Source organism: Sphingobacterium spiritivorum (genome assembly GCF_016725325.1).
Taxonomy (GTDB): domain Bacteria; phylum Bacteroidota; class Bacteroidia; order Sphingobacteriales; family Sphingobacteriaceae; genus Sphingobacterium.
Map to the genome: position 1 here is coordinate 3471822 of NZ_CP068083.1, position 11611 is coordinate 3483432.

General features: G+C 40.8%; 7 protein-coding genes. All 7 read left to right on the forward strand.

Annotation, left to right across the window (positions count from 1 at the left end):
• Positions 1–14 precede the first annotated feature (14 nt).
• Genes I6J02_RS14625 through I6J02_RS14655 form a run of 7 tightly spaced genes read left to right on the forward strand, consistent with a single transcriptional unit; the run spans position 15 to position 11556 of the window.
• On the forward strand, positions 15–1601 hold the full coding sequence (locus I6J02_RS14625) for a RagB/SusD family nutrient uptake outer membrane protein (RefSeq protein WP_236581958.1): 1587 nt from the start codon (positions 15–17) through the stop codon (positions 1599–1601).
• 11 nt (positions 1602–1612) lie between these two features.
• Entirely contained in the window at positions 1613–2338 is a 726-nt protein-coding gene (locus I6J02_RS14630; RefSeq protein ID WP_201678589.1) for a hypothetical protein, read from the forward strand.
• An 8-nt stretch (positions 2339–2346) separates the two neighbouring features.
• Positions 2347–3960, forward strand: a complete 1614-nt coding sequence (locus tag I6J02_RS14635) for a DUF5008 domain-containing protein (RefSeq protein ID WP_201678590.1) — start codon at positions 2347–2349, stop codon at positions 3958–3960.
• 24 nt (positions 3961–3984) lie between these two features.
• Positions 3985–5775 carry a LamG-like jellyroll fold domain-containing protein gene (locus I6J02_RS14640; RefSeq protein ID WP_201678591.1) on the forward strand — a complete coding sequence of 597 codons (1791 nt, stop codon included), beginning with the start codon at positions 3985–3987 and terminating at the stop codon, positions 5773–5775.
• A 10-nt stretch (positions 5776–5785) separates the two neighbouring features.
• A complete protein-coding gene (locus I6J02_RS14645; RefSeq protein ID WP_201678592.1) occupies positions 5786–7783 on the forward strand; it encodes a M60 family metallopeptidase in 1998 nt (665 codons plus the stop codon).
• A gap of 14 nt (positions 7784–7797) precedes the next feature.
• A complete protein-coding gene (locus I6J02_RS14650; protein ID WP_201678593.1) occupies positions 7798–9525 on the forward strand; it encodes an alkaline phosphatase family protein in 1728 nt (575 codons plus the stop codon).
• 54 nt (positions 9526–9579) lie between these two features.
• Positions 9580–11556 (forward strand): hypothetical protein, encoded by a 1977-nt coding sequence (locus I6J02_RS14655; RefSeq protein WP_201678594.1) that lies wholly within the window; start codon positions 9580–9582, stop codon positions 11554–11556.
• The last annotated feature ends 55 nt before the right edge of the window (positions 11557–11611 follow it).

The window sequence follows — 11611 nt, forward strand, 5'->3', positions numbered from 1 at the left end:
AAAATTTGTCAAAGATGAAAGGGAAAAGAATTGCTAAATATATAGTTATCGTAGCGGTAACAATAAGCTTTTTGGGATGTAAAAAATTCCTCAATGTCGAACCGATTGACAGCCTTTCCGGAAATAACTTCTGGAAAGATCAGAATGACGCAGAGACTTTTACCAGAGAGGTATATCGTCTGTTCCGGGTAGGGGTAGGAATAGATCGTCCTTTGGTACTGATGGGTGATCTGCGTAATGCTCCGGTACTGAAAACGGAAACATATCCGAATAGAAATGATATCCGTATCATTTCAAGAGGAAGTATTAAAGAACTGGTGAGTACAATCCGTCCTACACCGGGTACCGATGCTGAACGCTTCTGGACGTATAATGTAGAGTGGGATAAGATCGCAGATTGGAAACCGGTTTATAAAGTAATACAATCCGCCAATATCCTGTACACCTTAGTGCCAAAAGTAGCGGAGAATGATCCTTCTTTCACACCTGCACAAGTGCGTAAATATCAGGCTGAAGCTGTTTTTATGCGCAGTATGTCTTACTTCGTATTGCTCAGATTGTTCGGAAATGTACCGTATTATACGGATGCATACAATCAGGATCCTCTGCCTCGTATGGATCACAGAGAAGTAGCCAGAAAGTGTATTGAAGATCTGGAGAAAGTAAAAGATGATCTTCCATGGACATATGACGATCCGGCTAATCGGGGGGTAAGGGCCATGAAAGGATCTGCTTTGACGTTGATGATGCACCTGAATATGTGGTTAGCCTGGTTTGATAAACCAAATGCGAATCAATACTACTCACAGGTAGACCGTCTTGGCGATGAACTGAGACTGGAGAATAATGGTGCATATGAATTGCTTCCAATCGAGCGGGTAGCAGAGATTTTCAATGGTCGTTCTAAAGAAGGATTATTTGAAATTCCGAATAACGTAAACTATGGTGAATCGTATGGTAGTCTTCGTAAGACCTATTTCGCACACGTACTTCATGCACCTTATTTCATTCTGAATGCAACGACAACTGACAAGAGTGAGTTAGCATATGAATCTTCATATATGAAAACTTTATACCCTGAAGGAGAGTCCGATGGAAGGATACAGAGTTGGTTTACAGATAAACAGGGTAATAATTTTATGTTTTCCGGCAATGGTAATTTTACCTTTTTCAAATTCTTCAATTTAGCCCTCGGATCTGGTAATACGGCTCAGTCTATTGGTAATTATCAGGTTATGTTTCGCTATGCAGACGCAATTCTGTTACAGGCAGAGGCTCTGGCTGCAATGGGCGGTAACGACGATAAGGCCACTATGCTGCTTAACCTGATTCGTTCCCGTGCTAAAGCGGGTCTTTATCCGGAAGCTAATAACTATGACAACAAACTTCAGGATGCTATTTACTGGGAGAGATGCAAGGAATTAATGGGAGAGGGACATTACTATTATGATCTGGTACGCACAGGCAAGTTGTATGATGCTGCATACTCATGGCATCCGATGGCTTACTCGGCTTATCTGCAGGAAGCCTGGACCTGGCCTATAGATCCTAAAGCGTTGGAAAACAATCCTTTTATGACATTAAATGAATACTGGAAATAAGAGAAAGAGATATGAAAAATTTACTATACATACTTACCGCACTGCTTGTATTAGCATCTTGTAATAAAGACGATTATTTTTCGGATTCAGGTGTACATGATCCTAAATTCAATGGAAACATGATGCAATATCTGGATTCAAAAGGTCAAAAACCACAGGATCCCTTTGATACGCTGACACAAATCATCCGCTATGCCGGGATGGAAGATAATTTTAAAAATGACAGGCTGACCTTTTTCGCTCCTCCCGATCCGACGATCCGTAAGGCACTGAACTACCTGAATGTGGTTCTTTATCTAGGAGGACAGGATACCATCAAGAGTTATCAGGAAGTGAAACCGGTGGTCTGGAAATCTATCTTATCTGAATATATGATTAAAGGTGATTTTGGATTGAATGATTTTCGTCAGGTAGATACGACTGCATTGTACGCTTTCAGCGGGCAGATCTTCGAAACGTATAATGAAACTCAACCGATCAATGTGGGAGCTGTATATCATGATCTCAATAACAATGGCGTTGTGATCAAATATGCAGGGCCAAGACAAATTTTACTTTCTTATGTGCCGGATTATTCCCGACCGACATCTTCTTGGGTTAATACTTTTGTGGCTTCTTCCAATATTCAGCCGACTAACGGAAGGGTTCATGTATTGAATTACAACAGGCATGTGTTTGGTTTTTTATATGACCGGTTTGCCAATCTGGCGATCGAGTATGGTATTGATTATAAATAAGATCTGATATGAAAAAGAATTATACAATTTACTCCTTTATTATCTTGTTCGTGGTTGTGCTGCTGGCCTCCTGTACGGACAAAATAACATATGGACCAGATCCTTATGCCGGTGGCGCAGAACCTTTGGGTATTGGATTCAGAGAAGCTTTGCCCTCACCTTCACAAGCCAGACCTGGTACAGATGTAACCTTTAAGATTGATGGTTTGCTTAAATATAAACCTGAAGAAATTCAGTTGTTTATGAATAATATTCCAGCTCGTATTGTCAATATTACAGATACTTCTGTAACGTCTACTGTTCCGGCCAATGCCAGTACAGGTGGTGTACGCGTAGTCGTAAACGGACAGATTTTTGCCGGACCATTATTACCAATTATAGGTAAAGCGGGTATTGACCTGACATTCAGATCCGGAACAGGTACACTCGGACCAATTTTTTCAATTCAGCAACTCAGCAACGGACAGATTTATATAGGAGGTAATTTTACCGATTACAACGGTTTTTCCTCTTCTACCAAAATTGGTGGTATAGCACGACTGTCCAGTTCAGGAGATTTTGTAAAAGGAATGAAATTTGGCGAAGGGGTAAAAGGGTCCATCTTGTCCATCAATGAACTGACCAACGGTTCGCTTTTGATTTCCGGTGCATTTACGAATTTCGATACGATCAATCTTGTCAGAAATATCACCCGTATTACGAATACAGGTGCTCTGGATGTAGCGAGTGTGCCTATTCTTAATCTGACATCTGATCCGAGAAAGAGCAATCTTATCGCACCGACATTTAATGGAGGGACAGACCTTTCGGTTGTAAAGACGTTTGTTCAGAATAATAAAGTGACGGCTATCGGCAATTTCCAGTCTTATGCCAACAATTATTATACACGTTCCACATTTGATAATATTCTGACCGATTACTTTTCGACAAAGCAAGTCGTACGTATGGATATGAATGGGGTGTTGGATTCTAATTATTATATGAATAAAACTACGCTTCCGATTAAAGGACTGGCTGGTGTTAACGGTACTGTTAACGATGGTTATTTGCAGAAGGACGGCAAACTGGTGCTGGTTGGTTCTTTTACCAATTTCAATGCGAGTCAGAGTGCCGGACGAATTGTGAGGCTTGATGTAAATGGTAATTATGATGCAAGTTTTTCAGCCGGTTCAGGAGCTGATGACCGGATTTCGAAGATATTCTACTCGGCCTCCAGAAATAAATACATTGTCGTAGGTAGCTTCAATACATTCAATGGTGTACCTGCAAATGGTATTGCAGTGTTGAATGTAGACGGAAGTGTTGATCCTTCTTTCAAAAGTTATGGCTTTGCCGGAGGTAAACCAAACTATGTAACACAGCTTTCGAATGGATTGATCCTTGTTTCGGGAACATTTACAAAATACAATGATGTGATACGGGAAGGTCTGCTGATCCTTAATCCTGACGGATCACTTGCTGCGGATTATAATAACACAGGCAAGCTGGTCGGCAGTATCTATGATTCTTTGGAAGGTACCAATTCTTTGGGTCAGCGAACAATCACGCTGGTTGGAAGTATCAGTTCTTTCAACGGACAGCTTAATGTCGGAAATATTGTACGTATGACGATTGTTGATTAACAGGTGTATTAAAGAGATTTAGAAATGAAAAATAGCAATACAATTTCGATCAGAAAATATAGCCGTCAACTACTGCTGTTGACTACAGCTGTATGGGGGCTGCTATCCTGTAATAAGGATTTTGAAAATAAAATTCAATTTGGCGATGATGAGCCTAATCTTAATATAAAGGGATCTCAGTTTCGGATGGCCTATATTATTGTAGAAGGAGCGGTAGGTTCAGTGGTCGGTAATCAGGCTACAGACTACGGGGTAATGCCCAATTTGTCTGAGATGACTTTTAATGCCATGTTCAGCTGGAACTCGGTCAGTGCGGCGTCTCCAAATGACGGAACAACTTATGCCGATCTGTTGACTGGTGTAGAAAAAGATAAACATAAAATAACCAGTACCAATCTTTCCGGTAATAATCTGGCAAAATACCCAAGTCTTTTTACACGGATCAAGCAATATACTAAGTTGCGTACAGCTCTTGTAACCAGTAATAACACGGTAGAGGGGATTGTGAACCCTGCTGATATTGATCAGAATGTAAAAGTCAATACGGATACAGAAGTACTGACAGGAGCTCAGACAGAACTGAATCATGCAGATGCAGGTTTGGTGGTGGCTACTTTTAAAGATGTGAAAGCTGCCGGAGATGCTTATGGATATGGTCCTGATTCGGAACAGTATCTTCAGGCGTTGCATCAGTTTGATCAGCGGTTAGGTGATCTGATGAAGACAATCAAGTCAAGACCAAATTATAAAGATGAAAAATGGTTAGTCATCGTCGCATCGAATAACGGCGGATCTTATACCCTGAAACCAGGGCTGGATGACGGAAGTGTGTTTTCGAAAACCGATCGCAATAATTTTGTTCTGATGTATAATAATCAGTTTGCTTACAAACTGGTAGAGCGCATAGAGACCATCGATCCGGCCTGGAGCTCTTCAGCAGTTCGTTATACCGGTAATTCGGGTTTTGCTGCTGTATCAGCTACTGATGCGCGGTTATATGATATGGGAACAGGAGCAGATGCCGGTAATTATACCATACAGATTAAGCTTAAGGTGCATGAGATGAATGGAAAAGGAGGGAAAACAGGGAGTGCATTAAATGGTGTTATCGTGGGGAAAATGAACAGTGCTCAGAATTTTCCGGTAGGCTGGAGCTTCACTTATAACGGTGGTAACGGCTGGCGGTTTGTATCTAACAGCAGCTCATCTTCCAATTATGCGTTTGATAGTACACCATTTGAATTGGATACCTGGTACACGCTGACAGCCAAGATCTATAAAGACGGTACCAATCGTGTAGTCAAATTATTCAGAGATGGCGTGTTGAAGCAGACACTTACCAATTTTGCTGCCCGCAACCTTTCTTCTCCGGATATGCCATTACAATTAGGATATCAAAAAGGATCTTATGGCGACAATTCAGGATTTGTTCATTCTATTGCAGATGTCCGGATCTATAATGCTGCATTACCGGATAATTACATTGCTGCAAATGCATGTACTACACTTTCTACGCCTCAAAAAGATAGCTATTATGCTAATCTGATCGGTTACTGGCCTGCCAATGATGAAGGTACACAGATTAAAGACTTAAGTCCGTACAAGAGAAACTTTATACTCAACGGATCTTTTGTATGGAACAGTTTTTCAGAACGTGCCGGCAATTTATGTCCTACCGTTCCGGATAATCTGGAAAGATTTGTTATCCGTACAGTAGATGCACCTTTGATGATGTACAGCTGGTTAGGGATATTAGAAGTGTCGCAGTTCGATCTGGATGCACAGAGTTGGTCTCCAATATTTTCAAACAAATAATTATTGAACGATGAAAAAGCAATTGTTTTACGGTTTTTCATTCTTATATATACTGGCTTCTTTAGCTTCATGTTCTAAAGACTACGGTTATAATTTTGAAAACGGATATTCATCCGGTGAATATGAAGATACAGTAAATGTAAATATCGATACAAATCGGTTTAAGATCGATTACTCGAAAATTACGCAGGCCAGGCTGTTTCCTGGAGTGGTAGCAACTACAGAACCGAGATTAGAAAACTATAAGGTCAGTATCGATCTGAATTATGTAGAAGTATCTCCTTCCGATCTGCGGATCAGTGTAGCTCCAGGTGCATGGCAGAGCACAAGTATGTTTGCTCCTGCAGGCGAACTGATTGTGATCGATGTACCACAAGGTGTGTATGGTCTTAAAGCACAGGTCGGTCCGCATGTGTATACCGGAAGTACGAAGATCGAATTCCCGCGAAGAGACGAAAAAATAGTGGTAAGCAAGGATCTTTTTCCGGGCAAAAACTATATACGGAATTTGTACGGAGGACTTGTATACATTATTCCTGAGCGTCCTTTGGGGAGAGTTGTAGACCTTCTTTTCTCCGGAACAACGCTTGCGCCAAGTTTCAAATTAGGGAAAATGACCGATCAGGAATGGAAAGATCTTGTTAACAAATCTTCAGTTCCGTGGTTTGAACTGGAAGGTAACCGTATCGTTTTTACATTACAGACAGAACGTCTCAAAAGATTCCCTATCAGTAGCCCTACAGAATTGATGGAACTTTGGGATAAGATGATCAAGGAAGCCTATTGGGACTGGACAGGTATGACAGAGGGGAATCCTGATGTCAAACATCGTGCACCATTCAATAAATGGCGTATCGTACATGATGTATTGTTTGAACCAGGGGTAGCGCAGGTATCCGGATATCCGGTACGTGCAGGTGCCAATGATCAGTACTTTGGTCAGGCTGTGACTGTAAATTCGGTTCGTACGCAAAACTGGGGAACATATCATGAGCTTGGACATAATATGCAACAGGGCCGGGTATGGAGTTTTGACGGAAACGGAGAGGTGACAAACAACTTATTCAGCTTTAAAGTAGCCATGATTAACGGCCGTCAACATACCAAGATAGCGGAAGTATGGCCTACAGGATTGGAATGGATTAACTATGTGCCTAAAGATGCTACAGATGCTAATCGTAAGATTTGGGCTAATATGCCGACTTTATCAAAAAATCATAATGATGCCAAACTGATTATGTATGCACAGATCTTCGAAAAATACGGATACGAATTTATGACTTATCTATATACCCGTGCACGTAATGCCAGATTTGAATCGGCCAATGATCAATCCAAGATTGACTTCTTCTACGAAGCACTGTGTGAATATACAAAAGTGGATATGGAACCTTTCTTATGGATAGGATGGGGTATAAAAGTAAGTGATGTTTCCCGTAATTACGTTAAGTTTCAACTGGGACTTCCGTTACTAAACAAGAAATTCTGGCTATTCAATCCGGTAACCAAAAGTGGAGGCGAAGAACCTTATTATGATGTTATTGAGGTTGCAAAAACCGGATGGACAGCTACTGCTACCAACTATAATACAACATATGAGCCTAAGAATACAATAGACGGTAATCTGACCACCTTCTGGAATGCCTGCTGGAATACAACCTGTACCCCTGCTAACAGTTTTGTCGCTAACGGTCCGTGGGTAATTAATTTACAGACCGGAACTAATGCAATCAGTGCAAGTGGTATCAGTTTTACGCAGCGTCAGGTTGCAAATTCAACTAATCATGTCAAAAATTTCAAACTGGAAGTGAGTGATGATAATGTATCATGGCGTTCATTGGGAACCTTCACCGTTACAAGAGATCTTCCAACACAATATGTGTATTTCAATAGTGGTCAGACCGCTGAAACATTTAAATATGCCAGACTTACAGTCAATAAGTCGGACTTGTATGTGACCACAGACTTTCCGGTAATAGCTGAGTTAGGATTTTATAACAATAGATAAGAAAGGGGATAATTATGAAAAGTAATAGAATAACAAATTTCCTGTTGATGTCGATGCTTTTGGTAGCAGGTCTGACATCCTGTAAGAAGTATTATGATCCTCCTTTAGTATTTGAGAAGGAAGTTGTCACACCGTTCGTGAAAGAAAGAAAAGTCTTGATGATTGTCGTTGACGGATTGTCCGGTATTGAACTGAAAAAGGATGTTCCGACAAATATTAAAGCTTTATTGCCGAACAGCAAATATTCCTTTAATGCACTGGCAGATGCCAATACCGGTGATGCTTCTACCTGGACGACTATTGTGAGTGGAGTAGGGCATAATAAGCATGGTATCGAGGGTGATGATTTTGATGAGGAATTTGACGAAGATGATCCGCATGGTACAAACAACCCTCAGAGCGGAACAGGTTTCGTTACGTTTTTTCAGCGTATACTGGAATCCGGCAAAACAATGAAATCTTATGCTGTAACTCCTAATGCTTTAATTTCAAAAAACCTCTTTGGATTAGCTGATGGCAATGTATTAGTCGGTTCGGATGCAGCAGCTAAGGATAGTATTCTGTCCAAACTCGGACGTAATGAAACAGATTTGGGCGTGGCTGTTGTCAATTTTAGAGGTGTAAATGAAGCAGGTGTTAAGAGCTCTTTTTCAATGTCAAGTGCTATGTATAAAGAGGCCGTGACGGTAGCTGACGGATACATTGGTGAGATTTTGTCAGGTCTTAAAAAGCGTAAAGATTATGCAAAAGAAGACTGGCTGGTCATTATCACTTCTAATCATGGTGGTAGCGGTAATACTTATGGCGGTGCATCTCTGGAAGAACGTAAAGTGCCTGTTATCTACTATTCACCGGATATTGTAGGGAAAGAATTCGAAATTCCTGATCTTAAAAACTCCCTGACTGTAAATGCTATTAATGCATTCAATCCGACGATCCTAAATGCAAATGCAGGTCAGTTCAACGTAGGGAATGCAGGCGATTATACCATTATGTGTAAGGTTAAAGTAATTACAAAATCCGGAACCAACTCCGTTATTGTAGGTAAGACCACACATGCTTACAGTGCGACCAGAGGCTGGCATCTGATGATTGCCTCGTCAGAGAATAAATTCAGAGCCATACTGGGAGACGGTACATTATATTTTGTCTATTCTCCGAAAACATTTGTAATCGGACAGTGGCATACCATAGCCATTAAAGTGTATACGGAAAATGGTAAAAGATATGGTAAGGTGTATCAGGATGGTGAACCGGGAGCGGCTGTAGATGTGACAGGTAAAAACATTACAGGTACGGGTGACTTTTTCGTTGGGCCGGGTAAAAGTGGAGTAGCATATGGTGCTTCCAGTAATCTTGTGAATAATCTTGCATATTATAATGTAAATCTTCCGGATCAGTATATCAAGGATTTTGCATGTAAGCAGGAACTGGATGCTACAGACACCTATTGGAATCAATTGCTTGGATACTGGCCGATGGGAGAAGGATCTGGAAGTGTACTTAAAAACAGAAAAGACGATACCGGGAAAACCGACTTTTTGTTTCCGGGATCACCTTTCGCCTGGAACCTCGCACAATCCTGGTCTTGCAGTACGGAAGAAAACCCGAATATATACCTTACTTATGATAAAGATCTGATGAGTAATATCCTGTACTGGCTGAAAATACCAATCGTAGCTTCCTGGAATCTGGAAGGAACTCCATGGCTGCAAAAGTATGAAACAGAGTTTATTAAATAATTAATCCGGGGATTGGTCTTGTTTATAATATAACGACACTATTATTAACCTAATATGAAGAGAAGAATATATATGTGGATGATACTTTTTACGGGTGTGAGTCTTGTCTCCTGTAAAAAGAATGATTTATGGAATCAGTCTACGGAGGTAGATCGGGGAAAGATTGTTGGTCAACTGATCAATACGGAAGATAATAATCCGTTAAAAGGGGTAAAAGTCTTGTTTCAGCGCCAAACCAAAGCAAATGGAACACAGACATTTATTGATACAGTCAGTACAGATAGCGAAGGCCGGTTTTCCTATGAGATCACATACCCCAATAAAGTACAGGTGGTGATCCGGGATACAGGAAGATATGCTGCAGATACTGCACAGGTGGTACTTGAAGAGAAGAAGGATTATACAATTGGTCTAAAAAGTCATCCAAGATTCGGGTTATCTTCTATTACAACGACGTTAACAGATAAGGATACAAAAGCACCATATGCAAATTATAAGGTTGCCCTTTTTGTAAGGGAGAGTGCAACAGAATCTTACTCTGCAGTAGATACTTTGATAACAGATGGCAACGGCCGTGTACAGTTTAAGGATATTGCATTTCCGGTTTATTACAAAGTCAAATCTGTAGCCAATGAAAACCTTTATACACTTGACTCTCTCGAAGGGAGGATAGTTACAAAAGAGCCGCTGAATCTGAATCTGGCTAATACAAAAAGAGCCCTTAACTATTATTTCAACAGTAAAAATTTCTATTCTTTAAAAGCAGATCAGGATGCTAAGATCCGTATACAACTGAAAAAAGCAAATGGAAATTATGAAGATGCTAAAGATTATACTTTCGATAATGAAGGAACAGTTGCCATCCAGTTTAATGCTGAATATCTTGGGGGATCGGCACGAGTAGTCGCTGTAAACCCTACAGAATATCCGCTTTTCGGAGAAAAGATATTCCCTATTACCGAGAATACTATTAATAATCATACGGAACTGGAGTTTAAAAATACAACTCCAAAATATGCAACACCAGTCTATACCAACCTGGAAGTTTCTGAACTCAATACCGGGTCTGTAACTTTTGGTTTTCCGCAGGATGCTGTTTTTGATCCTGTCAGCGGAAATACGTATATCACCGATGGTGCAGTAACAAGTGGAAATAAAATTGTTAAGATTGACAGATTTGGAACAGCCTCTGTGTTGATCGGTTCAGGTGGAGCCGGTTATGTTGACGGAAACCTGGCGGATGCGAAGACAAACGGAGCATGGGGTGTTGTCGTCGACAACAAAGGAGATTTGTATTTTACCGATAACAATGCGACAGGAGGAAACCGGATTCGTAAAATTACATTCGATGCTTCCGGTAACGGAACAGTAAGTACTATAGCAGGTCAGGCCAGTACCGGTAATGCTGATGGAATAGGCGCTGCGGCTTCCTTTAACAGGCCTTCAGGTCTGGCAATCGATAAGAATAGTAATATATTGTATGTGTCAGAATGGATAGGAAACAGGATACGGAGAATCGATCTGGCTACTAATCGTGTAGAATTACTTGCGGGAAGTGCAACAGCACAAAGTGGAGATGTGGAAGGTATCGGTAGTGTTGCGCGGTTTAATCAGTTAGGAAACGCTCTTGAACTGTCACCTGATGGTAAGAAACTATTTGTATCCGGCAATACAAGCCGGTTTGGAGTAATCGATATTGCTACAAAAAATTATAAATTCTATACTACTACTGCTGTAGGTAGCGGATACCGCTCCAGAGGTATGGACATTGCTCCAAATGGAGATTTGTTTATCTATAGCCCGAGTACATTCAGACTTTATAAAACAGATGTCAATCAACCGGTAGGAACAGCGGTATTAAAAGAAATTGCAGGAACTGCCTCAGGACGTGTCAATGGACCTGCAGCTTCAGCTAGTTTTAACGGTGTATTGGGTATTATGTTTAATCCGTATACAAATACATGGTATCTGATGGAAGGCGATGCGTCAGGAACTAAAGTCAGGGTCATTAAATCCAGGGATGTCCAATAATCCTGTAATCAATAGAGATAAGGAAAGTTCCGGATTAATTCCGGAACTTTTTTTG

What these genes read in the sequence shown, in the direction of transcription:
- I6J02_RS14625 (WP_236581958.1), top strand. Translation starts at nt 15, where the DNA reads ATGAAAGGGAAAAGAATTGCTAAATATATAGTTATCGTAGCGGTAACA.
- I6J02_RS14655 (WP_201678594.1), top strand. Translation starts at nt 9,580, where the DNA reads ATGAAGAGAAGAATATATATGTGGATGATACTTTTTACGGGTGTGAGT.
- I6J02_RS14635 (WP_201678590.1), top strand. Translation starts at nt 2,347, where the DNA reads ATGAAAAAGAATTATACAATTTACTCCTTTATTATCTTGTTCGTGGTT.
- I6J02_RS14645 (WP_201678592.1), top strand. Translation starts at nt 5,786, where the DNA reads ATGAAAAAGCAATTGTTTTACGGTTTTTCATTCTTATATATACTGGCT.
- I6J02_RS14640 (WP_201678591.1), top strand. Translation starts at nt 3,985, where the DNA reads ATGAAAAATAGCAATACAATTTCGATCAGAAAATATAGCCGTCAACTA.
- I6J02_RS14650 (WP_201678593.1), top strand. Translation starts at nt 7,798, where the DNA reads ATGAAAAGTAATAGAATAACAAATTTCCTGTTGATGTCGATGCTTTTG.
- I6J02_RS14630 (WP_201678589.1), top strand. Translation starts at nt 1,613, where the DNA reads ATGAAAAATTTACTATACATACTTACCGCACTGCTTGTATTAGCATCT.